This is a genomic window from Pseudomonas sp. SZ57, from assembly GCF_009495975.1.
Classification (GTDB): Bacteria; Pseudomonadota; Gammaproteobacteria; order Pseudomonadales; family Pseudomonadaceae; genus Aquipseudomonas; species Aquipseudomonas syringae.
The window spans coordinates 45671-70034 of sequence record NZ_WIBD01000029.1; the positions used below are offsets into that span (position 1 = coordinate 45671).

A 24364-nucleotide genomic window follows, 5' to 3' on the forward strand; every position below is an offset into this window, starting at 1 on the left:
CTAGTCGGTACGCAAACCCTTGCTTGCCAGATGAGCTGTGAGACGCGTCTGCAAATGCTGCAGGTGCGGTGCCGGGCAGCCATGACGCGCTGCGGCTGCGCATGCGTAACCCAGCAGGTAGCTGATTTCGGTGCGTCGCCCGTTAAGCACATCCTGATACATGGATGAGTAGTTGGCGGCGGTCGCCTGGATGACCCGCAGCACCTCCGCATGCAGTTCCTGCGCAGCCGCTGGCTGGCCGCAGCGGCCCAGCAAATGGCTCAGCTCGGCGCACAGCGTGGCGACCTCGCAGGCGTGTTCGAGCAGGCCGCCGTTACGGCAGTCGTGCAGGACCGTCAGCGGGTTGATCGCACAGTTGAGTGCCAGCTTGCGCCACAGACGGGTCAGGATGTCCGGCGTCCATTCGTGGGGAATACCACTGTCGTGCAAATCCTGCAGAAGCGCGGGGGCTATCGGGTTGGACGCGTCACCCAGCCAGTTGAAACCGTGGCCAGCGAACCTGACGCGCCAGTCCGACTCCAGAAACGCGCCTTCGGTGCTGGAGGCGAACAGGCAGCGCGCGTGGGGGATTTGCGCCGCCACAGCGTCCTGGCTGCCCAGGCCGTTCTGCAACAGGATGACGTCGGCCTGCGCCGTCAATCGCGGAGCCAGCTGAGCGACAGCCTGCTCGGCCTCGTAAGCCTTGCAGGCCACCAGCAGCCGTTCGATAGGTTGTCGATGGTCGGCGGTCTGTGCTTCGACCGGGTACGCATGGGCAATATCGTTCTCGACCAGCGTCACGCAGCTGCCATTGGCTTGATAGGCGGCCAGCCGATCCGCGTTGCGAAGGATCAACCGCACCGGCAGATTCGCGCGTGCCAGTCGCGTCGCCCAGAGACTGCCCAGGCTGCCCGCACCGAGAACATGCCATGTCACCGCCATCACAGCGGCACGTTATGGCGCTGAAGCGGTCTGCAGAAGATGAAAACAAGGATGTGCATGGAAGGCTCACAGTGAACGCCGGAAAAGTCTCGTTATAATGAGCGTTCTTTCACACCGTCAAGTCATGCGTGCCCGAATTGTGCGCACGCCGTTTATCTGGAGAACATACATGCCCTCGTTCGACGTAGTGTCCGAATTGGATAAACACGAAGTCACGAATGCCGTCGACAACGCTATCAAAGAGCTGGACCGTCGCTACGACCTCAAAGGCAAAGGCACGTTCGAGTTCAAGGAACTGACTGTAACGCTGACTGCAGAAGCAGACTTCCAGCTGGAGGCCATGATCGAAATCCTCAAGCTGGCGCTGGTCAAACGCAAGATCGACGCGAAGTGCCTCGAGATCAAGGACGCTTATGCTTCCGGCAAATTGATGAAGCAGGAAGTCATCCTGCGTGAAGGCATCGACAAGGAGCTGGCGAAGAAAATCGTCGCTCACATCAAGGAAGCCAAGCTCAAGGTCCAGGCCGCCATTCAGGGCGAGCAGGTGCGGGTGACCGGCAAGAAGCGCGACGACCTGCAAGAAGCCATCGCAGCGCTGCGTGCCTACGATTCGGGCATGCCTTTGCAATTCAACAACTTCCGCGACTGATCGTTGCATTGAAAGCCGGGGAACCCTGCGTTCCCCCGCCAGTCCGAATCGCCCTGAGCATTGAAATGACGGCAGGCCGCCGTGGTTTTGATCGCAGTTCGTGACGAGTAAGGAGATAACGATGGATTTAAACGCAGAAGTCGGTCATCTGTGGCAAGCGTCGCAGGCCTGGATTCCGATGATCATGGAGTACGGCAGCCGCTTGCTGCTGGCAGTCGTCACGCTGTGCGTAGGCTGGTGGCTGATCAACCGGCTGACCGGCAAACTGGGCGCCTTGCTGGCCTTGCGACACGCCGATCTGGCCTTGCAGGGCTTTGTCAGTAATCTGGCCAACGTCATTCTGAAAATCCTGCTGGTGGTCAGCGTCGCGTCGATGATCGGCGTGGAAACCACCTCGTTCGTGGCGGCAATCGGTGCGGCCGGTCTGGCGATCGGTCTGGCCCTGCAAGGCAGCCTGGCAAACTTCGCCGGTGGCGTGCTGATTCTGTTGTTCCGCCCGTTCCGTATCGGTGACTGGATCGAAGCCCAGGGTGTGTCGGGAACCGTCGACAACATCCAGATCTTCCACACCGTGCTGCGCACCGGCGACAACCGTACCGTGATCATTCCCAACGGCAACCTGTCCAACGGCATCATCACCAACACCAACCGACAGCCGACCCGCAAGATCACCTTCGACATCGGCGTCAGCCACGATGCCGATCTCAAGAAGGCCTTGCAGGTCCTGCTGGACATGGCCGACGACCCGCGCGTACTCAAGGACCCGGCCCCCCAGGCTGTGGTGGCTGCGCTGGGGGAGAACGCAATTACTTTGTCCCTGCGTGTCTGGACCAGCAGTGGCGACATGGGCGACGTGACGTCGATGTTCAACATCGAAGCGCGCGACCGCCTGAAGGACGCAGGCATCGAGATCCCACTGCCGCAACGGATTGTGCGGATGGTTCAGGAATAGTGGTTTGTGCGGTATGACAAAGCCCTGGCTCGTGAGAGTCGGGGCTTTTTTAGTTGCAGTGTCCAGCGAAAGGCGATTTCGAAAACAGCACAATGGCCCTTCGCATCCAGAATGCTTAAAGGGCCAGCACTGACCTACTTCCAAGAGTCGTACGGCACACCAAATTTTTCGATATAGGCTTTGGAAACTGCTGAAAGGGGCCTGTAGTGGCCACCAGACTTACCTTCATACGGACCGCGCGGATCAATCATGGCTTTTACCGTAGTCACCTCGATCGGTGTCATGCAGGGACCGGTTACCGATACTTTGGCAATGCCACCGGGAGCCAGCCTTATACCTATTGCCTCACGATATCCGGTGATCCATTCTCCACCAAAGGAACAGAAAGCCTTTTCCTCTTTGCGCATGAGCTCCCGGGTCGCCTCGGGGATTTTAATCACCATCTGGTAGGTTTGCGGTTCGACCAGCGATTGCCAGCGGACATAGATCAGTTTGGGCAAGTCAGCCCCTGTCACGTACTTGCCCTTACCCCAACCTGCTCTTTTCGGCCAGCCTCGGGGATCGCCGGAGTTGTTGGGGGGCGTTAGTATTGCAGCGTTGCCACTCATCGCACGTGGATATACCTGTTCCTGAATATCGACCACATCCGCCGATTCGATCCAGACTTCCATGTAAGCGGGAGCAGAAAATCCCAAGCGCCAGGCTTTATAGGGCATTGACTGGCTATTGGCAAAGGCGCAGCCACTGAGCAAAAAAACGACAAAAGTGATACGTATAAAATTACTCATTTGGATGCACCGCGCGCGCAGAGTTTTCGTCTGACCGATTAAAGATGTGACGTGCCAGCCCTTCGCATCCAGGATGCTTGAAGGGCCAGCACTGACCTACTTCCAAGAGTCGTACGGCACACCAAACTTCTCGACATAAGCTTTGGAAACTGCTGAAAGGGGCCGGTAGTGGCCACCTGACGTACCTTCATATGGGCCGCGCGGATCAATCACGGCTTTTACCGTAGCCACCTCAATCGGGGTCATGCAGCCGCCGCCTACCCAGACTTTGGCAATGCCTCCGGGTGCCAGTCTTATGCCGATTGAACTACGATAACCCGTGATCCATTTCCCATCAGCCTCGCAGAACACTTTCTCCCCCTTACGCATGATCTCTCGAGTGGCCTCGGGGATTTTTATCACCAACTGGTAGGTTTGCGGTTCGACCAGTGATTGCCAGCGGACATAGATCTGTTGCGGCAAGTCGGCCCCTAGTACTCGTTTTCCGCTGCCGATGACCCCTCTTTTCGGCCAGCCTCGTGGATCACCGGTGTTGTTAGGGGTCCTTATCATTGACGCAATGCCACTCATTGCGCGTGGATACACATGATTCTGAATGTCGACGACATCGGCGGTTTCGATCCAGACTTCCATATAGGCAGGAGCCGAGAACCCCAGCATCCACGCTTTATAGGGCATTGACTGACTACTGGCGAAAGTGCAACCACCGAGCAGAAACGCGGCAAGCGCGATACGGATAAAATTACTCATGAGGATGCACCGTGCGCACAGAGTTTTCGTCTGGTCGATTAAAGATGTGACGTACCAGCCCTTCGCATCCAGGATGCTTAAAGGGCCAGCACTGGCCTACTTCCACGAGTCGTACGGCACACCAAACTTATCGACATAGGCTTTGGAAACTGCTGAAAGGGGCCGGTAGTGGCCACCAGAAGTACCTTCATACGGGCCGCGCGGAGCAATCACGGCTTTTACCGTAGCCACCTCGATCGGTGTCATGCAGGCGCCGCCTACCCAGACTTTGGCAATACCTCCGGGGACCAGCCGTACACCGATTGAATTACGATAACCCGTGATCCATTTCCCATCGGCCGCGCAGAACACTTTCTCCCCCCTGCGCATGATCTCTCGAGTGGCGTCTGGGATTGTTATCACCATCTGGTAGGTTTGCGGTTCTGCCATCGATTGCCAACGGACATAGATCTGTTTGGGCAAGTCGGCCCCTGTTACGTGCTTACCTTTGCCGATGCCAGCTCTTTTCGGCCAGCCACGTGGATCGCCAGAGTTGTTGGGAGGCCTTAATATTGACGCGTTGCCACTCATCGCCCGTGCGTACATATGGTCCTGAATATCAACCACATCGGCTGTTTCGATCCAGACTTCCATATAGTCGGGGACCGAGAACCCCAGGAACCAGGATTTGTAAGGCATTGACTGGCTATTGGTAACGGTGCAGCCACTGAGCAAAAAAACGACAAAAGTGATACGGATAAAATTACTCATTTGGATGCACCATGCGCACAGAGTTTTCGTCTGGTCGAGTAAAGATATGACGTGCCAGCCCTTCGCATCCAGGATGCTTAGAGGGCCAGCATTGACCTACTTCCACGAGTCGTACGGCACACCAAACTTCTCGACATAGGCTTTAGATACATCGGAAAGAGAGTCGTACTTACCACCAGACTTACCTTCATACGGACCGCGCGGATCAATAACGGCTTTTACCGTAGCCACCTCGATTGATGTCATGCAGGCACCGCCTACCCAGACTTTGGCAATGCCTCCGGGGGCCAGCCTTATACCGATTGAATCACGATAACCCGTGATCCATTTCCCATCGGCCGCGCAGAACACTTTCTCCCCCTTGAGCATGATCTCTCGAGTGGCCTCAGGGATTTTAATCACCATCAGGTAAGTTTGCGGTTCGGCCAGAGATTGCCAACGAACATAGATCTGTTTGGGCAAGTCGGCACCTATTACATTCTTACCGCTGCCGAGGGCGATTTTTTTTGGCCAACCTCGCGGATCTCCTGAGTTATTTGGGGGAGTTAATATTGACGCGTTGCCACTCATCGCACGCGGGTATACTTGGTCCTGAATATCGACGACATCGGCTGTTTCGATCCAGACTTCCATATAAGCGGGGGCAGAGAACCCCAGGTACCAGGATTTGTAAGGCATTGACTGGCTATTGGTAAAGGTGCAGCCACTGAGCAAAAAAACGACAAAAGTGATACGGATAAAATTACTCATTTGGATGCACCGTGCGCACAGAGTTTTCGTCTGATCGATTAAAGATGTGCGTGCTGGCTCTTGGCATCCAGGGTGCTCAAAGCGCCAGCACTGACCTACTTCCAAGAGTCGTACGGCACACCAAACTTCTCGACATAGGCTTTGGAAACGGCTGAAAGGGGCCGGTAGTGGCCACCAGACTTACCTTCATACGGGCCGCGCGGATCAATCACGGCTTTTACCGTAGCCACCTCGATCGGTGTCATGCAGCCGCCGCCTACCCAGACTTTGGCGATACCTCCAGGAGCCAGCCTTATACCGATCGAGTCACGATAACCGGTGATCCATTCTCCACCAAATGAACAGAAAGCCTTTTCCTCTTTGCGCATGAGCTCCCGGGTCGCCTCGGGGATTTTAATCACCATCTGGTAGGTTTGCGGTTCAGCCAGCGATTGCCAACGGACATAGATCTGTTTGGGCAAGTCGGCCCCCGTTACGTTTTTACCTTTACCAATGCCAGCTCTTTTCGGCCAGCCACGTGGATCGCCAGAGTTGTTGGGGGGAGTTGATATTGACGCATTGCCACTCATCGCACGTGGGTATATCTGGTCCTGAATATCGACCACATCGGCTGTTTCGATCCAGACTTCCATGTAGTCGGGGACCGAGAACCCCAGGTACCAGGATTTGTAAGGCATTGACTGGCTGCTGGCGAAAGTACAACCTCCGAGCAGAAACGCGGCAAGCGCGATACGGATAAAATTAATCATTTGGATGCACCGTGCGTACAGAGTTTTCGTCTGGTCGATTGATGAAGATAACGTTCAGGTCGCTATTGTTAAGATTTTTAGCGGCGTTCCAGTTATCGGAAATATGAACATAACGGTGAAACAGCAGTTCCTCCTCCTGCGAGGTTAGCCCGGTTGTTTTGCTTTTCCCTTGAGTGTAAGCCATCAATTTTTCGGAGATGGGAACGAGCTCCGCAGGTAGCGAAAGTCGCGGTTCACCTTCGTCAATCTCGCCAAACGGCACTCCATTTTCCACAGCCAGTTCGCGCATGATCCGAAAGTAGATCAAGGACAGATCACCGCGGACTTCGCGCTGGCTGCTGACGGCGGCATACACCTGTTTCATGTCCTTACGGTTGTCTCTGTCGGTGTTACGAAACGGCACTTCCCACGTGCGGATCTCTAACGGAAGGTTATAGGGGGCCAGTTGGTCTTGAAGCCGTCTCAAGTCCTGCTGGGCAAGCTTGTAACTGTTGGCGTCAGCGAACGATGTCCTTTCTTCAAGCGTGCTTTTACGCGGTTTGCTGAGCAGGATGCGCTCCATCGCCTTGGGTAAATAACCGCCGCCCAGGTCTGAATGCGCGCCAGGCAGGATAATATCGGCCGATCCCAGGCTGTTGAGGGCGAAGTTATAACGGCGTTCATTGCGAGCGACCAACTGGACGACTTTCTTGGCCGCGTCTGGCGCCAGATGGATGTTGATGCCTGGGTTATAAGCGTTATTACCCGTCCAGTCCCCCTTCATCGGATTGGCAATGGCCGCGACGGTGTCGTAAACGCCAATGAAATTGATGGACACATCGGTATGCGGCTTCCAGGCAAAGCTGTCCGCTAACCCGGGTTTACCTGCAGGCATCGCTTGGGCCAGAACGCTGCCGCCACCCTTGAGCACTTCATTGGCAAAGTCCCTGGCTGCGGCAGCGCCACGGCTGAAGCCGAAAATATCGAACTCGATTTTTGCCACATTCTTATCGGGATTTTTTTCTCGAAAGGCCTGTATGGCCTTCAAGATAAGCAGTGGGGTTTCTTCAACTCGCGCCCGGACGCCCTGCACACCCATACCTGTGCCTTGCGAGAAAGTGGAATCTCCTGCGGTACTGCTGGTTCCGATCCCGTCCAAATAAACGGACAGGTTTGCGGTTTTGGCGTCAATCGGAAGTGTTATGTCCCGCTGGTCTATGTAAAGGTCATACAGCCGGGCGACGTTGCTGACATCATTGCCATAGCTGTTGTCCGGGCTGCTTCCCTTGCCGTCAAAACCATGAGCCGCACAGAACTGACGAATATCTTCAGCGGCTTCCTCCAGGTTCACATCTGACGCAAAGCAGCCAAACGCACGCTCACTGTTGGTGCGGTTGTTGCCCGTCCCGTCAAAGAACATCCCGATTCGCAAGGTGATCTCTTCCAGCTCAACCTCTTCTTCCTCTTCCTCAAGCTCCTCTTCCGCCGGCGCCTGGGCACTGAGCTCTCCCACGGGGGGCGGACTCAGTAATTGCCCCGCGATGGCTGCGCCAGCGGCACCCGGAACGAGTGGAGTCAGAATACCGATCCCGGTCCCGACACCTGCAGAACCTCCTGTATTGACCTTCACCTCGGGACCGCTGATCGTCACGCCACCGGCGTCCAGCTTGATGAAGCTGCCACCCGCTTTGGCGGTCAGTTCCACTCCGGCCTCAATCACCACCTTGTCGCCCGCGTGGTAGTGAATCTCCGTACCGGCTTCTACAAACTGCGCCGCCCCGATTTTCACGTGCCGGGTCGCGCCGACGGTCAGATGGTCATCTGCTCGTGCTTCAATCTTGCGGTCCAGGTGCGTGATCCGATGTTCTTCCACCTTGAACTCGCTGAACACATCGGCCTCGACCGTGTCATGCCGCTCATTGCCGATGTGGATCTTCTGGTCATGCTCGATGTTTTCATCCCAGTCGCGCTGGGCGTGCAGGTAGATCTGTTCGGCACCTTTCTTGTCTTCGATACGAAACTCGTTGTAGCCCTTGCCGCCCGGTGAGCTGAGGGTCTTGAAGGTGCTGCGGGTCTTGTTCGCCGGCAGGTCGTAGGGAACGACGTTTTCCTTGTGAAACAGGCAGCCGCTGATCAGCGGTTGGTCGGGGTCGCCTTCGAGGAAGGTGACGAGCACCTCCATGCCCACGCGTGGAGTGGCGATGCCTCCGTAGGCATTTCCGGCCCAGCCAGTGGCGACGCGCAGCCAGCAGCTGGAGTTGTCGTTGGCCTGGCCGTCACGATCCCAATGGAACTGGACTTTGACACGCCCGTATTCGTCGCAATGGATTTCTTCACCCGGTGGCCCGGTGACGAAGGCCGTCTGGATACCCAGCGCTTTGGGTTTGGGGTGCTCCAGGGCAGGGCGGTAATGCGCATCCCACGGCGTGGCCAGGAAGTGATTACGGTAGCCCTGGTGAAAATCGTCTTTGTTATCCGTGACATCGCTGGTGACGTTTTCGCCCAGCACTTGCGGCTGTTTGCCTTCGTGAATGACTTCCAGCAGCAACCAGAGGTCGTTCCACTCTGTGCGCGGATGTTCGTTCAGGGCCAGGAAATGGCCGCTGACCAGCGTCGGCTCGTCGCCTTTGCCTTCGGCGAGCTGGTAGTCGCTGCGATGGCGTTCCAAGGCGCGGGTTGCCAGTTGTTTGCCGCGCTCACGGCTGGTGAAGCGGCCAGGGTAGTCGTAGTCCTCCAGGTCCGGAGCAAAGGCGCTTTTGGCGGCGCTTTCGGGCAGGATGCCTGGCTTTTTGAAATCGTAATCGCGCCGGCTGACGCGGGTGGTGCGGGTTTCCAGGCGCAGGTTGAAACGTTTGACCACCGGCTTTTCGGCGGCCATGCCGGAGTCTTGCTGGTAGCTCACTGGCGCCAGTTTGCGGAACACCGTCTGATCATCGCCGAACACCAGTGTGTGACCGCTGGCACTGTGCTGGAAGTGGAAGTGAATGCCTTCTTCTTCACACAGGCGCTGGATGAAATGCAGGTCTGACTCGTCGTACTGCACGCAGTAATCGCGCTCGGGGTAGGTCGCACCGAGCTGAAAGCTGTAGGCGTCGGCCAGGATGCCACGGGCTTCGAGGACCTGGGCGATGATCTTCGGTACGGTCAGTTGCTGGAAGATTTGTTGGTCGTGGTTGTGGCGCAGGTAAGCCAGCTGCGGCATTAGCCTGATGCTGTAGCGGGTTAGACTTTTACCGGAGTCGCCTTGCGTGATGCGATAGACCAGACCGTGGACAAGGCCCTTGCCGGTGGCACCGAAGGTCAGGCAGCCACGCTTGTGCAGCAACTCTTCGAGCTTCAGGTCGGGGCGGGGGCTGACCAGTTCGATGTCGAAGCAGAACGGCTGATTGAGGGCTTCACGCCCCACAAAACCGAGTACCTGAAAATCAACGGATATCCCCTCCAGCGTGAGGGCAATATGGGTTGCGTTTGCGTCCAGCATGTCTTGAGTTCCATCCTTTGAAACAATCTATAACCTGGATGGTGCTTGAATACTTCCTTTATCTCAATGCAGAAATTGAGCAGGGCGCTACCGCAGCAAAAATCCAGAGTTTTCCTACAGCGTCTTGCCGTCGGATATTTGTACTGTTGAAGGGGCTCACCGAGAGGGCGCCGATCAAAGAAGCTTCGGCCACTCTTCTCGCTGTTAACTCAGCGATTTCCATTCGAGCAGCACCTTTCCAGGGCTTTTTTAGTCGGCGATTACTGCAGGCTTATATTGGCCAGCGTAACGATAATGCCGATTGCCGCGACGACGGCGGCGACTGCGTTGATCGAGAACACCGTACGTAGGGTTGTGGAGAGTCTCCACGGTTTTACGGCGAACGCATAAACCAGCAGAAAGATGATGGCGAAGATCTCCACCTGTGCGAGCAGAACCACCGCGCCACCGAAGGCCATTGGCCCGGAAGGGGTCGCGGGATCCTGTGACAGGTAGGAGCTCAGCAGGGTGCCGATGATCGGCAGCCAGATCCCCAGGCTGATAAGGATCAGGGGAACGGGGTTGAAAGCGCGTGCTTTGTTTTCGGTGTCCAATGTTGTTCCTTGATGAGGTAGCCAGAGATCAGGGCTTGTCGATAACGGAAGCCTCTTGAGGCGGCTCGGTCTTCGCCGTGCGTATCTCTCGGTTCCATTGCAGGATGATCATCACCAGCGTCGGAATGCCCAGCAGCGCGGTGATCAGGAAGAAGTTGTGGTAGCCGTACTTTTCCACCACCACACCGGAATAGCCGCCCAGCAGGCGCGGTAGCAGCAGCATGATGGAGCTGAGCAAGGCATATTGCGTGGCAGAGAATTTCAGGTTGGTGAGGCTCGACAGGTAGGCGACGAACGCCGATGTCGCAAGCCCCGAGCTGAGGTTGTCCAGCGAGATGGTGAGGATCAGCATCTTCACGTTCGGGCCCATATCGGCCAGCAACAGGAACAGGATATTGGTCGAAGCCGAGGCCAGTCCGCCGATGAACAGGATCGGCATGATGCCGAAGCGCACGATCAGCAGTCCGCCGATACCGGCCCCCAGCAGGGTCATGATCAGGCCGAAGATTTTGCTGACGCTGGCGATCTGGTCCTTGGTAAAGCCCTGATCGATGTAGAACACGTTGGCCATGACGCCCATCACCGTGTCCGACATCCGGTAGGTCGCGATCAGGCCCAGCAACAGCAGCGCCTGCCAGCGGTAGCGCATGATGAAGTCGTTGATCGGGGTGAGAACCGGTGCCAGTCCGCGACGACCCATCGAGGACAGGCAGGCGATGGTCAGGAGCGTGTAGAGAATCGCGCGTAAAAACGCCCGGTCTTCCAGCAACAGGTCCATCCAGCTGGTGCCGTTGAACAGCACACTGGCGAAGTCGGTATTGTAAAGCTGGGTAAACATCGCCGGTACGGAGACCAGCAGCACAATCAGCACGAACACCGAGGCCAGCTGGTGCGTAAAGCCATAGCGCGCTGCCGACAGTTGGGTGCGCAGCGGCACCGGCGGCTCGCGCATGATCAGCGTGGTGACCAGGGCGGGCAGCATCAGCAGTCCGAACAGCACATAAGTGCCGGTCCACGCTGAATGCTTGTAGGCAAAGCCCGTCGAGCCGAAGCCCTCGGCGAAATACAGCGCACCCGCTGTCGCCAGCAGTGCAGCGACCCGGTAGCCGGACATGTAGCTGGCGGCGAGGGCAGCCTGTTGGGTGTCCTGGGCAATTTCCAGTCGGTAGGCATCAATGGCGATGTCTTGCGTGGCGGACGAGAAGGCGACCACCACGGCAATCGCGATCAGCCACGAGAGATGCTTTTGCGGGTCGCAGAAGCCCATGCCGATCAGGCCCAGAATCACCAGGCTCTGGGACAGCACCAGCCAGGACCGACGACGTCCCAGTTTGCCAAGCAGGGGCAGGCGCCATTGGTCGAGCAATGGCGACCAGACCCATTTAAAGGCGTAGGCAAGGCCGATCAGGCTCGCATAGCCGATGGTTTCGCGAGCGACACCGGCTTCGCGCAACCACACGGACAATGTCGAAAAGACCAGCATATAAGGCATGCCCGCAGCGAATCCGAGCAGCAGTAACACTAATGTCGACGGGCTGGCATATGCGGCGAGCGCGGCGCGCCAGGTTTTACGGGGCATGGGCTGGAATCTGCCTCAGGTTACGAAAACAAAGGGCGCACTCTAACCGCTGTGCTATAGGGGACGCCAGCCATGGCGCTGCATATCAACCCGATTATTCACAATGGTGACGCCCTCGGCGCGTAAACGTGCCCGTTGTTCGTCACCGGAAACGCTGCCAGGCGGCAGACTGAGCCGACCGCCAGCGCCCAGAACCCTATGCCAGGGCAGTGAAGAGCCGTCCGGCAACTGGCTCAACGTACGGCCCACCCAGCGTGCCGCTCGGCCCAGGCCTGCCAGTTCGGCGAGCTGCCCGTAGGCGACCACTTTGCCTTCCGGTATCTGCGCCATCGTCAGGTAGAGGGCGGTGCGTCGCGCCTCGTTCGGCGATTGTCCCGCAGGGTAAAGTAATGTTAAGTCCGGGTCTGTCACGCGATAATCCTGTATAAAACGCTATTGATTGCTGTTCGCTGAACTTTTGCTTCTCCGGGCTGTCAGTTACCACCGTGCTTGATGGTACATGGATCGCACCGAGACCTCCCCGCAGGAAAATGCCTGATTCCCGCCTTACAGAGCCTAGTTATCGCTTATGTTGTCCAGAACCCTGTTGTGCCTTGCAATCACCGCTGTTTCCACTCCATTGCTTGCCGATACCGTCTGGTTGAAGAATGGCGACCGCCTGACCGGCACAATCAAGGTGTTCGACGGCGGCAAATTATTGCTGCAGACCGAATACGGTGGCGCTATCGCGCTGGACTGGAAGCAGGTCAAGACCCTGAAAAGCGATCAGCCGTTGTTGGTCAAGCAGGATGAGCATGGCGACGAAGTCTCCAATTCGCTGCAGGCAGCGGATGATGGCAAGGTCGTGCTGGCCAATGGCGATGCGCCCAAGACCGTCGAGCTGGCAAGTATCCATCAGATCATCAAGCCCAAGCCGGTTATCACGGATCTTGTCTGGAAAGGCAACATCGATGCGGCGCTGGATTTCCAGCAGGCCGAAAACGATACCAATGATTACAACGTCGCCTTCAAGACCTCGGCTCGTCATGGCGACTGGCGTCACAACGCCAAGGGCGATTACAACCGCGAGACCACCGACGACGTGGTCGGCACTGATAACTGGAGCGCCGAGTACTCGCTGGACCGCTTCCTGACCGAGAAATTCTTCTGGGACGGTCGCGTCAGCTACAAACGCGACAAGGTCGAGGATCTGTCTCGTCAGCGCGTAGTCGGTACCGGTCCGGGTTACCAGCTGTGGGATGACGAACTGGGTGCATTCAAGGTCGGTGCGCTGCTTAACCGTACCGATTTCGAGTTCTCCAACGACGAGAAGGAAAACTTCTATTCCGTTGCCGGCACCTGGGATTACAACCGCTACCTGATTGGCAAGAAGGTCGAATTCTTCACCAACGGCGAGCTGGGCAAGCCGCTGAGCGCCGTCGCCGACTACTCGCTGGATGTCGAAGCGGGGCTGCGCTACAAAGTGACCGACTGGGCGTCGCTTAACCTGAAAGCCGAGAAGAACGTCATCAGTGGTTCGAGCAATGGCGATGTCGACAAGACACGCTACACCGCTGGCTTCGGCGTAAGCTGGTAAGCGAAGGGCAGGCGACGCACACCCTGTGCGTCGCCTGCTGCTTTTACGGGCTGACTAGATTCGCATTGCGCCATCCAGCTCAAGGATGCGTCCGCTGAAATAATCATTTTCCAGAATATAGGCCACCGAGTGTGCAATCTCGTCCGGCCTGCCCATGCGTTTGAGCGGGATCGCCGAGGTCATCTTCTCCAGTGCTTCGGGGCGCATGCTGCCGGTCATTTCGGTTTCAATGAACCCCGGCGCCACACCTGCCACACGAATGCCGTAGCGGGCCAGTTCCCTTGCCCAGGTAACCGTCGCAGCCGCCACACCGGCCTTGGCTGCCGAGTAGTTGGTCTGTCCGATATTGCCCGCACGTGAAATCGACGAGATATTGATGATCGCGCCCTGACTCTTCTGCTCGATCATTTTCGCCGCCACTTCACGTGTGCAGAGGAATACGCCGGTCAGGTTGACGTCAATCACCGCCTGCCATTGCGCAAGGCTCAGTTTGGTCATCTCGCCATCCTTGACCTTGACCAGCAGGCCGTCACGCAGAATGCCAGCGTTGTTGACCAGGCCATGAATGGCGCCGAAATCCTCGGCGACCTTGCTGACCGTGTCGACGACCTGTTCTTCATTGGCGACATTGCACAGATAAGCGCGAGCCTTGACCCCGAGTGCCTCACAGGCCGCGACAGCCTGATCGAGTTTCTCCTGATTGAGGTCAAGCAGCGCCAGGTTGGCGCCTTTGCCGGCCAGGTATTCGGCCATGGCTCTGCCCAGCCCCTGGCAGCCGCCGGTGATGATTATCAGCTTGTCTTTCAATTCCATATGCGTGCCCAATCACAGTTGATCGTTTCCATGGCATCACTGGCGGGTTGCGAGTGCTTATGCCATAGCCAGAGCACGTTATAGGCTGTTTTTACGCGTTCGTCTCGGGTCTGCCGCCAGCCCTGAAATACACCGATACACGTTTGTGAAGGCCTGGTTCAGCTCACTTGTGCGCATAATTTAGCGGTAAGCCAGATGCAGGGAGCTTGAATTAACGACATTCTGACATCACATACGGTCTACTCGGAAGGCATTCTTCCCTTGAGGAACTCATTTGATGCGTGTTTTTTTGCTGCTGTTTCTATTATTCCCGGTACTTGAGCTGTTTCTGCTGGTTCGTGTCGGGATGTCCATCGGCTTTCTCTGGACTTTTCTGCTGGTCGTCGCGACGTCGATGCTCGGCCTGTTCGTGATGCGCGTGGCCGGTTTTGCAACGGCGCTGCGAGCCCGCGAAAGCCTGGCGCGTGGCGAGTTGCCTGCGCAGGAAATGCTCGAAGGCCTGATGGTTGCCGTGGGCGGCGGTCTGCTGCTGTTGCCCGGTTTCATCAGCGATATTCTGGGTGTGATCTGCCTGTTGCCGATCACCCGTCGTCTGCTGATCAACAAGGTCCGCCAGCGCGCCCAGGATCAGGCCATGCGTCAGCGGGCCTTCGCCGATGATTTGCAGACACCTGCCAATCACGGTGCGTCGAGTCATCGCCCGACGGCGATTCACCAGCCTACCCGCGAGCCCGACGTCATCGAAGGCGAGTTCGAGCATCGCGACAAGTAATCTTCCACACCCCCCGGCAGCGCGGCACCTCAGGGTGCCGCGTTCGTTTTGACCAGCCGGTTCGGGTGTAAAAAATTTCTACCCAAGACTTGTAATCACTTTGCTCGCCCTTATGTATGGGTCACCGCAAGGTTTCTGGCCTGAAGGCCAGACCGTATTCTGCGGTTCGCGCGTCGAACCGTAACCGGCAAGTCCGGATTTAAACCGGCCGGTGCACTCACCGGACGATCAAACAAACATAATCAGGAGATCGACAATGAAGCTTCGTCCTCTGCATGACCGCGTCGTCATCCGTCGCAGTGAAGAAGAAACGAAAACTGCCGGCGGTATCGTTCTGCCAGGTTCGGCTGCTGAAAAGCCTAACCGCGGCGAGATCGTTGCTGTGGGTACCGGCCGCGTGCTGGACAACGGCGAAGTACGTGCGCTGGCTGTGAAAGTGGGTGACAAGGTTGTGTTCGGCCCTTATTCCGGCAGCAACACAGTGAAAGTAGACGGCGAAGACCTGCTGGTGATGAGCGAGAACGAGATTCTTGCTGTCGTCGAAGGCTGAGTGCTCCCGCTGACTTCCGTTACTACTAAGTATTCAAGGAATAATGATCATGGCTGCTAAAGAAGTTAAATTCGGCGATTCTGGCCGCAAAAAAATGCTCGCCGGTGTAAACGTCCTGGCTGACGCAGTTAAAGCGACCCTGGGCCCTAAAGGCCGCAACGTTATCATCGAGAAAAGCTTTGGCGCTCCGCTGATCACCAAAGACGGTGTTTCGGTTGCCAAGGAAATCGAGCTTAAAGACCGTTTCGAAAACATGGGCGCGCAGCTGGTCAAAGACGTTGCTTCCCGTGCTAACGATGATGCAGGCGACGGTACCACTACCGCTACCGTTCTGGCTCAGGCCATCGTCAACGAAGGCCTGAAGGCCGTCGCTGCCGGCATGAACCCGATGGACCTCAAGCGCGGCATCGACAAGGCGACCATCGCCATTGTTGCCGAGCTGAAAAAGCTGTCCAAGCCATGCACCGACACCAAGGCAATCGCCCAGGTCGGCACCATCTCGGCCAACTCTGATCACTCCATCGGCGACATCATTGCCGAAGCCATGGAAAAAGTGACCAAAGACGGCGTTATCACCGTTGAAGAAGGTTCGGGCCTGGAAAACGAGCTGTCTGTTGTAGAAGGCATGCAGTTTGACCGTGGTTACCTGTCCCCGTACTTCATCAACAAGCCGGACACCATGGTTGCCGAGCTGGACAGCCCGCTGCTGTTGCTGGTCGACAAGAAGATCTCCAACATTCGCGAAATGCTGCCGGTTCTGGAAGCAGTCGCCAAGGCTGGCCGTCCTCTGCTGATCGTTGCCGAAGACGTTGAAGGCGAAGCGCTGGCGACTCTGGTAGTCAACAACATGCGCGGTATCGTGAAAGTTGCAGCCGTCAAGGCTCCAGGTTTCGGCGATCGTCGCAAGGCCATGCTGCAGGACATCGCTGTTCTGACTGGCGGTACCGTTATCTCCGAAGAGATCGGCCTGAGCCTGGAAACCACTACTCTGGAACACCTGGGTAATGCCAAGCGCGTCATCCTGAACAAAGAAAACACCACCATCATCGATGGTGCTGGCGTGAAAACCGATATCGACTCGCGTATCTCCCAGATCCGTCAGCAAATCGGCGACACCAGCTCGGACTACGACAAGGAAAAACTGCAAGAGCGTCTGGCCAAGCTGTCTGGCGGCGTTGCAGTGATCAAGGTCGGTGCCGGTTCTGAAGTCGAGATGAAAGAGAAGAAAGCCCGCGTTGAAGACGCCCTGCACGCAACCCGCGCAGCCGTTGAAGAAGGCGTGGTACCTGGCGGTGGCGTGGCACTGGTTCGCTCCCTGCAGGCTATCGAAGGTCTGAAAGGCGACAACGCTGATCAGGACGTCGGTATCGCTCTGCTGCGTCGTGCAGTCGAAGCGCCTCTGCGCCAGATCGTTGCCAACTCCGGTGACGAGCCAAGCGTTGTTGTCGACAAGGTCAAGCAGGGTTCGGGTAACTACGGTTACAACGCTGCTTCCGGCGAATACGGCGACATGATCGAAATGGGTATCCTTGACCCGGCCAAAGTGACTCGCTCTGCTCTGCAGGCGGCGTCCTCCATCGCCAGCTTGATGATCACCACCGAAGCGATGATCGCTGACGTGCCTGACGACAAGCCAGCAGGCGGCGGCATGCCGGACATGGGCGGCATGGGTGGTATGGGCGGCATGATGTAAGCCAGCTTTACCCCCAGCGTTACACCCATAAAGAACCCCGCCTTGTGCGGGGTTTTTTTATGGTCTTTGTGTGCCGGATCAATCAATGCGTCGGTTGTACCTTGCTGTTCTCGAGACCCTTGGGTTCGGGGCGGTAAAGCACGAAGTAATAAACCCCCAGACAGATCAGCCAGCAGAACACTGCAGTCCAGATGTTATGGGAAAAGAAGTGCGCACCTTGCAGCATCCGCCCGACAGAGAACACCGTTCCAAGGCCGAACGCCAGAGCCAGGCCCATTTTCGCCATCCGTGGACGACGGTCGCGAAAAGCGAAGAACAGCGCGAACAGGGTAAAGCCGGTCGCCGCATGACCGCCCGGCCAGCAGCGTCCCGGTTTATCGGTCGCAGGGCGTGGGCTCAACAGTTCGCTGTAGGTTTCCTGACCACCGAATTCTTTCAGGCTCCAGGGGCACTGCACTGACGTCACCACTTTCACCGGGGTAACGAAGGCGGTTGAAAGCGCCATGGACAGCACCAGGCAACCCAACTCCCTGCGCCACGGGATCAGGCGCTGTACTTTGAAGGACGCCGCAAAGCCGATCATCGCCACCGCGCCGAACACCATGACCAGTTGTTTGGCGCGGTCGTGGAGAACGTCTTCGAGAAAATAACTGTGCCTGCCGATGAACTGTCCGCTGACCGGATCGAAGGCCAGCTTGGCGATGTCCATGTCCAGGGAAGTCAGTTCAAGCAGCATGAGGATCAGTGCCACGGTGACAGGAATACCCAGGTAAATCCACGGGTTGATAGAGCGGGAATAGGGTGGGGCGACGGTTTTCGACATATCGAATCCAGATCTTTGAAGGGTATGCCGCGATTATTGTGTGCGACGGTTCGTCTCAAAGTGTGTCATGAGCCTTATGAATCATAGGTGAAAAAAACGTCATGCCATTTCGGCGCTGGCCCTCACGCCCACTTCGCCTTAAGCTGCGCCAGCCCAAACTGCATATGAGAGTGTTTTATGCGAATTCTTCTGGTTGAAGACAACCGCGACATCCTGGCGAACATGGCCGATTACCTGGGCATGAAAGGCTATACCGTCGATTGCGCCCAGGATGGCCTCTCAGGACTGCATCTGGCAGCCACCGAGCACTACGACCTGATCGTTCTCGACATCATGCTGCCCGGTATCGACGGCTACACCCTGTGCAAGCGCCTGCGCGAAGATGCCCGGCGCGACACGCCGGTCATCATGCTCACCGCCCGCGACCAACTGGACGACCGACTGCAGGGTTTCCGCTCCGGTGCTGACGACTACCTGCTCAAGCCGTTTGCCCTGTCTGAGCTGGCCGCGCGGATCGAAGCAGTATTGCGTCGTGCTCAAGGCGGCGGGCGGCGTACCTTGCAGGTGGCCGATCTGGTCTATGACCTCGACACCCTCGAGGTCACGCGTGAGGGGCGCATGCTCAAGCTCAACCCGGTCGGGCTCAAGCTGCTCGCCGTGCTGATGCAGAAGAGCCCGCACGTACTGCGCCGCGAGATTCTCGAAGAAGCGCTGTGGGGCGACGATTGCCCGGACAGCGACAGCCTGCGCAGCCATGTGCACCAGTTGCGTCAGGTGATCGACAAACCGTTTGGCAAACCGCTGTTGCAGACCGTGCATGGCGTGGGCTATCGCTTGGCCGAGGGCCGGGATGGAGTTTAAACAGAGTCTTGCGCAACGGATCATCATTGCTTTCGCATTGATGAGTGCACTGGTCGCCGGGTCGTTCGCCATCGGAATCATCTCCACCGTCCACCTGGTCGAAGAAAAGCTGATTTCCGCCGGCCTCGGGGGTGACCTCAACCGTCTGATGCTGATGGACAGTGTCAGCGACTGGAGTCACCGGCCCAAGCCCGACCAGTTGTTCTATTTCACCAACGGTCCGGGCGACTTCGACCTGCCCAAGGATATTCGTCACCTAGAGCCAGGCTTCCATGAGGTGTTCCGTGGGCCGTTGTCATACCACGCCATGATCGAGGTGGTGGACGGCCGGCATTACGCCCTGTTGCAGGATCAGAGCGATTTTGAAGAGCGTGAGCGGGTGCTGTTCGCCGTCGTGCTGGTCGGTTTCGTTCTGGCCCTGGCGCTGGCGGTGTTTCTCGGTTGGGTGCTGGCGCGCCGGGTCATGGCGCCTGTAGTACGTCTGGCCCGGCAGGTTCGCCACCGTGACCAGCTGCTTGGACTGGCACCGCCTCTGGCGCCCGACTATGCCGCTGACGAAGTCGGCGAGTTGGCGGTGGCCTTCGACGCAACATTGGGTCGCTTGCGGCAGGCGTTGATTCGTGAGCGCATGTTCACCAGCGACGTAAGCCATGAACTGCGTACGCCGTTGATGGTGCTGGCCAGCTCTTGTGAGCTACTGCTGGAAAACCCTGCGCTCGATTTGCGCGGCCGTCGTCAGGTCGAGCGTATCGGCCGTGCCTGCGAAGAAATGCGCGATCTGGTGCAAACCTTCCTGATGCTCGCTCGCACCCAGCGCGAAGACCCGGCCATGACGCCCAAGGCCACGCTGGTCGGGGTGGCCGAACAATTGATCTCCCAGTGGCGTGACCCGATAGAGAGCAAGGGGCTGCAGTTGACCTACACGCCACCTGGCGATGACCAGCTGTCCGATATTCGTTACAACGCAACCTTCCTGCATGCCGTGATGGGCAACTTGCTGCGTAACGCGCTGCATTACACCGATCACGGATTCATTGCGCTGACCCTGCACGCAGAAAGCTTCACCGTGGAGGACAGCGGCGTGGGCATTCCCGAGGAGAAACGCGAGGCGATGTTCGAGCCTTTCGTACGTGGCAATGAGCAGCGCGGAGAGGGGCTGGGCCTTGGCCTGTCACTGGTGCAGCGCATTTGTACCAATCAGGGATGGAGCGTCGATCTCACCCCTATGGAGCCCCATGGTTGCCGATTCAAGGTGACGCTCAACGTGATCAAACCCTGACCTTTCTCTCGAGTAGACCGGCCTTATTGTGTAGCGGCCAATTGACTGCACTTCGTCGATTGGCCACACACGGCCTCTAACTCTCTGTAAAATCTCGAAACACCTGATGTGAAAACGTAACATTTTTTTCACATTCAGATGACCTGACGGTGACGGCGGTGCCTTTAGTTTGGCCCCCATCAACATCAGGAGCTGCTCTCATGAGCGAACGCATCGAACTCGAGTTTTCCCGAAAGTACGACAAGACACACGCCCGCCAGTACCTCGAAAAGCATCAGGACGGTATCTGGCGCAAGCTGTCGCATCATCGCGATGAACAGCTGGCGAGAAAGGCGCTGCACATGGCCGGGGACCCGGGCCTGGTGCTGGACCTGCCTTGTGGTGCTGGACGCTTCTGGCCGTTATTGGCCGAGAAGCCGAACCGCTCGATCATCGGTGCCGATAACTCCGCAGACATGCTCAGTACCGCCTGTGCCTCGCAGCCGGCAGACGTTGTAAAAAGGGTACAACCTTTGCAGACATCTGCCTTTGCCATCGACCTGCCTGATAACGCAGTAGACAGCATCTTCTGCATGCGCTTGTTGCACCACGTCGGTCAGTCCAGCGACCGGATGGCTCTATTGCGCGAGTTTCAACGCGTAACCCGTGACAGCGTGATCGTCTCCCTCTGGGTTGATGGCAATTTCAAGGCATGGAAGCGTGCGCGCCTCGAGAACAAACGCCAGCAAAAAACCGGGCGGGAAAGTTACCAGAATCGTTTTGTGTTACCTGTTGTTACTGCAGAAACCGAATTTGAGCAGGCAGGATTTCGCATTCAGAACCGAATGGATTTCCTGCCCATGTACGCCATGTGGCGAGTCTATGTCCTACGTAAAAGGTAAAAAGATGGGTTTGCAGTCCGTGAAAGAACCAGTTGTGAACCCGATCCAGAACGAGTTCGATCAGTTCTGGAGCCAGCGTGGCGAATGGGTTGAAGAACCCAATGTGCGTCGCGGCGGAGAGAGTGGTGTGCAGCGGTTGATCATGGACAACGGGCAGACCCTCTATGCCAAACGTCAGACAGGTCACATCTACCGCAGCCTGCTGCACCCGCTGGGCCGGCCCACCGTACTGCGCGAGCGCGAGGCGCTTGAAGGTCTTCGCAAACTTGGCGTCGTCGTCCCTGAAGTGGTGTTTTGCGGTGCCGAGCGGGGCGAGGACAATGCCTGGCGGGCATTGCTGGTCACCGTAGCGCTGGAAGGCTTCGAGGAAATTGAAAAGTGGCAGGCTGCCGGAGGGCGCGAGCGCCATGGCGAGCTGTTCTATGAGCGTGTGCTCAAGGAAGTGGCAGCCACTCTGGCCCGCATGCACTTGGGCCGCTGGCAGCACAGCTGTCTGTACATCAAGCACATTTTCGTGCGGGTGACGGGGGAAGGGGCGGACGCCAACGTCGAGGTCGCCTTGCTCGATCTCGAAAAGGGCCGTCGTCGCCTTACCGCTCAAGGCGCAGCCCAGCACGATATGAAACAGCTACGACGCCATTCGTCATTCAGCGCTGCAGACTGGCAGAAGTTGATCTACTTTTATCATGCAGCGTTTGGCAGCTCTATCAAAGGTTTAGAGTCATGAAGCTAGAAATGGCAAGAGGTTTGTTTATCTTCGGTGCACTGGCAGTTGCCACCGTCGCCGTGGCGGCGCTTGAACAACCGTCTACCCGCATCCTCATCACGCAGCATGGCGAGGGCTACTGCCCACTGCCACGCGTGGCGAAGAATCTGGTGAACGTACAGCCGGATCACGACCTGTTGCTGTTCATGTACAGCCTGGCGCAGGGTACCGGGATCAAAAACTGAAGCCCTGGGCTCCCTTACCTAACTCACCTGAGCCAGATGAAGATGGTTGTCCCACAACCCGGCTGGCAGGTCCAGCGGTTGGGCCAGCAGCTGCGGCTTGCGACAGTCATAGAAGCGGCAGCGTCCCTGGCCTGAGGTCACGACAAAGCCGTCGGCTACAGCGCCGACTCCCGCACAGTCCGGCAACGGCGCATCCAGTTTCAATGCGCCACTGTCCAGATCCCAGATAAAGAAGCGGTTGCCGCGGGGTGCCGTCAGGGCCACCAGTCGCAGGTCACTGTGCACTGCGACGCTGGCGGTGTAGTGGGCCATCGCGCGCAATTGCTCTTCTGCCACCGGAAACGCCTGGAATGGCTGGCCTGGACGCTTGATGGCCAGCAGCTCGGCCAACTCGTGGCTATCGCCCATGAACTGTTGACCCGCGACGATGGTGCCATCGCTGGCAATGCCCATATGGCGCACGCTGTTCATCTGCTGGGAAAGCGCTTCCTTGCTGAGCAAGGTACCGTCACGCTGCATGATGACCAGGCTGGGTTGCATGGCATCGAGGTTCATCTCTACCCGGCTTTCCGCTTCGGTGCGAATGCCACCATTGGCGACCACCAGCGTTTCACCGTCCGGCATCCAGGAGACCTGATGCGGGCCGATGCCATGCGTGGGGATCTCGGCCGAGTGCACCAGTCGCTCGTCGACGAAGCGGTAGACGCCCAATAAACCGCGGCCTGGATCACGGGTGTCGTTTTCCGTCGCATACAGCCATTCGCCGTCGCGATGAATCACGGCATGGCCGTAGAAGTGGCGGTCGGGCTGCGACACGATGGTTTGCAGCAAGCGGCCATCGCGCAGGTCGATCAGGTAGCTTTCAGTACCTGGGCGACGGGCGATGAACACCGCGAGTGGCAGGTCGGGATGATTGATGATGTCGTGGCAGCGCTGGCCCACCCGGGTCGCGAATACCTGCGTTCCGTCGAGCTTGAAACCCACCGCATAGTGCTTGCCGTCGCCATCGTCGCGAGCTGAAAGCAACAAGGGGCGTGTGTTCTTTTGCTTGAACAGGGTCCAGCCACCCAGCGTGCAGGCGCTGCGCAGAAGACTGCCGAGCGCCATGGCCTGACGTCGCAACATCACATCTACCTCTTGATCAATCGCCGTCGTTGGCATTGAAACCCAATTGAATGCCGAGGGCCTTGGCCAGCTCGCCCTCGTGCAGACGATGCACGGCATTCAGGCTGTCGTAAAACGCATTGAGTTGCTGGCGGCCTGCATCGGTGGCCAGCAGGTCGGCCAGCGGCGGCTTGAGTTCCGACAGCAATTTGCGGCTGTTAGCGTAGGCGGCATCGATTTTGTCGGCCAGCGGTTTCTGCTCGGCGGGCAGCAGGCTGCGCAAGCCCTTGTTGTCGACACCGGTCCACACCGTCTCGGCGCTGATCAGGCTGGCTTCCAGGCTGCTGAGCGACGACTTGCTGCGCCAGGCATCTGCCTGGAACGGCTGCGGCTGCCCCTTGCTCTGACGACCCAATGGCGTGCCGAGCTTTTTCTTCAGGCTGTCGAGGGCGGTGACCTGAACGCGCAGCAGTTCGGCAATCGCTTCGTGGGAGTCGGCGTAGCGCTGATTGGGGAACTTGCTCAGTTGCGCGAGCATGCCGTCGGTGCTATTCCAGCTGTTGAGGATTTCTTCGGCAAGCAGCTTCTGGCGTTCACCGATGGCCATCAGCAGCGGGCAATAGCGCGTTTTTTGCTCGGCATTGGCCATGTCGATGTCAGCGTCGAAGAGGATGTATTCGTAGGCGGACAAGCCCTGCACCACGACACTGGCCTTGGACAGTTCCTGAGCGGTGATCTGTGGCTGTGCAGTCACCAGTTGCTCGACCTGACGGCCCACCAGATTCTTCTTGTCTGGCCAGAACTGTATTTGCCAGGCGCGATTGCCTTCGGCCAGAGGGCCGATCAACAGCGGTTGCAACTCGGCCCAGGTCTTCTGTGCTTTCAAAAAGTCGGCGCGGGCTGTGGCCAGATCAGTCTTGCCCTGGCAGAACGCCAATGCGCTGGCTGCCAACTGACGATCAGCCTCCACCCAACGGCTGTAGGTCGGCAGGATGACCTGTTTGGCAATCGCTGCGGACGTTACCGCCTGAGGGTCGGATGGCGAGCAGGCACCCAAGGCAAGTGCCGCAAGGCTGGTCAGCAACAACTTGGGTCGGAACATGTCCGGCTCCTTATTTCT

Annotated in this window: 25 protein-coding genes; 11 read left to right on the forward strand and 14 right to left on the reverse strand. The window is 57.7% G+C overall.

From position 1 onward, the window contains the following. Positions 1 to 921 (reverse strand): putative 2-dehydropantoate 2-reductase, encoded by a 921-nt coding sequence (locus tag GE543_RS23440; RefSeq protein WP_153222484.1) that lies wholly within the window; start codon positions 919 to 921, stop codon positions 1 to 3. Positions 922 to 1090: 169 nt separating this feature from the next. Between GE543_RS23440 and GE543_RS23445 the strand changes: the two genes are divergently transcribed. Continuing rightward, positions 1091 to 1570 (forward strand): YajQ family cyclic di-GMP-binding protein, encoded by a 480-nt coding sequence (locus tag GE543_RS23445; protein ID WP_003304827.1) that lies wholly within the window; start codon positions 1091 to 1093, stop codon positions 1568 to 1570. Between the two features lie 121 nt (positions 1571 to 1691). Next, entirely contained in the window at positions 1692 to 2522 is an 831-nt protein-coding gene (locus GE543_RS23450; protein WP_003413348.1) for a mechanosensitive ion channel family protein, read from the forward strand. Positions 2523 to 2656: 134 nt separating this feature from the next. Here GE543_RS23450 and GE543_RS23455 read toward each other — a convergent pair whose 3' ends face one another. The 9 genes from GE543_RS23455 to GE543_RS23495 form a co-directional block, all read right to left on the reverse strand. Continuing rightward, the gene (locus GE543_RS23455; protein ID WP_153222485.1) at positions 2657 to 3310 is read right to left on the reverse strand and encodes a DUF2931 family protein; all 654 of its coding nucleotides are present in this window, start codon (positions 3308 to 3310) and stop codon (positions 2657 to 2659) included. Between the two features lie 96 nt (positions 3311 to 3406). Beyond that, the gene (locus GE543_RS23460) at positions 3407 to 4060 is read right to left on the reverse strand and encodes a DUF2931 family protein (protein WP_153222486.1); all 654 of its coding nucleotides are present in this window, start codon (positions 4058 to 4060) and stop codon (positions 3407 to 3409) included. A 96-nt stretch (positions 4061 to 4156) separates the two neighbouring features. After that, positions 4157 to 4810 (reverse strand): DUF2931 family protein, encoded by a 654-nt coding sequence (locus GE543_RS23465; RefSeq protein WP_153222487.1) that lies wholly within the window; start codon positions 4808 to 4810, stop codon positions 4157 to 4159. 96 nt (positions 4811 to 4906) lie between these two features. Further along, on the reverse strand, positions 4907 to 5560 hold the full coding sequence (locus tag GE543_RS23470) for a DUF2931 family protein (RefSeq protein ID WP_153222488.1): 654 nt from the start codon (positions 5558 to 5560) through the stop codon (positions 4907 to 4909). Positions 5561 to 5655: 95 nt separating this feature from the next. Then, the gene (locus tag GE543_RS23475; RefSeq protein WP_153222489.1) at positions 5656 to 6309 is read right to left on the reverse strand and encodes a DUF2931 family protein; all 654 of its coding nucleotides are present in this window, start codon (positions 6307 to 6309) and stop codon (positions 5656 to 5658) included. Then, complete coding sequence (gene tssI / locus GE543_RS23480) at positions 6302 to 9769, reverse strand: type VI secretion system tip protein TssI/VgrG (protein WP_153222490.1); 3468 nt, start codon at positions 9767 to 9769, stop codon at positions 6302 to 6304. The genes GE543_RS23475 and tssI overlap by 8 nt, the downstream gene beginning before the upstream one ends. A gap of 260 nt (positions 9770 to 10029) precedes the next feature. Then, positions 10030 to 10362 (reverse strand): hypothetical protein, encoded by a 333-nt coding sequence (locus GE543_RS23485; RefSeq protein WP_004416217.1) that lies wholly within the window; start codon positions 10360 to 10362, stop codon positions 10030 to 10032. 28 nt (positions 10363 to 10390) lie between these two features. Further along, a complete protein-coding gene (locus GE543_RS23490) occupies positions 10391 to 11941 on the reverse strand; it encodes an AmpG family muropeptide MFS transporter (protein WP_003413328.1) in 1551 nt (516 codons plus the stop codon). Positions 11942 to 11995: 54 nt separating this feature from the next. Then, on the reverse strand, positions 11996 to 12352 hold the full coding sequence (locus tag GE543_RS23495; RefSeq protein WP_024638335.1) for an MGMT family protein: 357 nt from the start codon (positions 12350 to 12352) through the stop codon (positions 11996 to 11998). Between the two features lie 157 nt (positions 12353 to 12509). Here GE543_RS23495 and GE543_RS23500 point away from each other — a divergent pair, with 157 nt between their 5' ends. Beyond that, positions 12510 to 13517: a DUF481 domain-containing protein gene (locus GE543_RS23500; protein ID WP_153222491.1), complete on the forward strand. Its 1008-nt coding sequence runs from the start codon at positions 12510 to 12512 to the stop codon at positions 13515 to 13517. A 54-nt stretch (positions 13518 to 13571) separates the two neighbouring features. On the opposite strand, the gene GE543_RS23505 is transcribed toward GE543_RS23500, so the two are convergent. Further along, the gene (locus GE543_RS23505) at positions 13572 to 14330 is read right to left on the reverse strand and encodes an SDR family oxidoreductase (RefSeq protein ID WP_003413327.1); all 759 of its coding nucleotides are present in this window, start codon (positions 14328 to 14330) and stop codon (positions 13572 to 13574) included. A gap of 277 nt (positions 14331 to 14607) precedes the next feature. On the opposite strand from GE543_RS23505, the gene GE543_RS23510 reads away from it, so the two are divergent. From GE543_RS23510 to groL, 3 genes are all read left to right on the forward strand, one after another. After that, the gene (locus GE543_RS23510; protein WP_003348157.1) at positions 14608 to 15102 is read left to right on the forward strand and encodes an FxsA family protein; all 495 of its coding nucleotides are present in this window, start codon (positions 14608 to 14610) and stop codon (positions 15100 to 15102) included. 256 nt (positions 15103 to 15358) lie between these two features. Then, positions 15359 to 15652, forward strand: a complete 294-nt coding sequence (locus tag GE543_RS23515; protein ID WP_003304675.1) for a co-chaperone GroES — start codon at positions 15359 to 15361, stop codon at positions 15650 to 15652. Between the two features lie 49 nt (positions 15653 to 15701). Further along, a complete protein-coding gene (gene groL, locus GE543_RS23520) occupies positions 15702 to 17345 on the forward strand; it encodes a chaperonin GroEL (RefSeq protein WP_003413326.1) in 1644 nt (547 codons plus the stop codon). Between the two features lie 82 nt (positions 17346 to 17427). Here the strand turns inward: groL and GE543_RS23525 are convergent, their stop codons facing one another. Beyond that, complete coding sequence (locus tag GE543_RS23525) at positions 17428 to 18168, reverse strand: phosphatase PAP2 family protein (protein WP_153222492.1); 741 nt, start codon at positions 18166 to 18168, stop codon at positions 17428 to 17430. 177 nt (positions 18169 to 18345) lie between these two features. On the opposite strand from GE543_RS23525, the gene colR reads away from it, so the two are divergent. The 5 genes from colR to GE543_RS23550 all read left to right on the forward strand — a co-directional run bounded on the left by colR (position 18346) and on the right by GE543_RS23550 (position 22140). Next, positions 18346 to 19029: a two-component system response regulator ColR gene (gene colR, locus GE543_RS23530; protein WP_002555020.1), complete on the forward strand. Its 684-nt coding sequence runs from the start codon at positions 18346 to 18348 to the stop codon at positions 19027 to 19029. Continuing rightward, positions 19019 to 20308, forward strand: a complete 1290-nt coding sequence (locus GE543_RS23535) for a HAMP domain-containing sensor histidine kinase (protein ID WP_153222493.1) — start codon at positions 19019 to 19021, stop codon at positions 20306 to 20308. The genes colR and GE543_RS23535 overlap by 11 nt, the downstream gene beginning before the upstream one ends. A gap of 200 nt (positions 20309 to 20508) precedes the next feature. Continuing rightward, complete coding sequence (locus GE543_RS23540; protein WP_153222494.1) at positions 20509 to 21189, forward strand: class I SAM-dependent methyltransferase; 681 nt, start codon at positions 20509 to 20511, stop codon at positions 21187 to 21189. A 4-nt stretch (positions 21190 to 21193) separates the two neighbouring features. Continuing rightward, positions 21194 to 21916, forward strand: a complete 723-nt coding sequence (locus tag GE543_RS23545; protein ID WP_032699611.1) for a lipopolysaccharide kinase InaA family protein — start codon at positions 21194 to 21196, stop codon at positions 21914 to 21916. Then, a complete protein-coding gene (locus GE543_RS23550; protein ID WP_017278167.1) occupies positions 21913 to 22140 on the forward strand; it encodes a hypothetical protein in 228 nt (75 codons plus the stop codon). Before GE543_RS23545 ends, GE543_RS23550 begins: the two co-directional genes overlap by 4 nt. Positions 22141 to 22158: 18 nt before the next feature. On the opposite strand, the gene GE543_RS23555 is transcribed toward GE543_RS23550, so the two are convergent. Further along, positions 22159 to 23265, reverse strand: a complete 1107-nt coding sequence (locus tag GE543_RS23555; protein WP_153222495.1) for a DUF1513 domain-containing protein — start codon at positions 23263 to 23265, stop codon at positions 22159 to 22161. A gap of 16 nt (positions 23266 to 23281) precedes the next feature. Continuing rightward, complete coding sequence (locus GE543_RS23560; RefSeq protein ID WP_044312123.1) at positions 23282 to 24346, reverse strand: imelysin family protein; 1065 nt, start codon at positions 24344 to 24346, stop codon at positions 23282 to 23284. Positions 24347 to 24364: the final 18 nt, after the last annotated feature.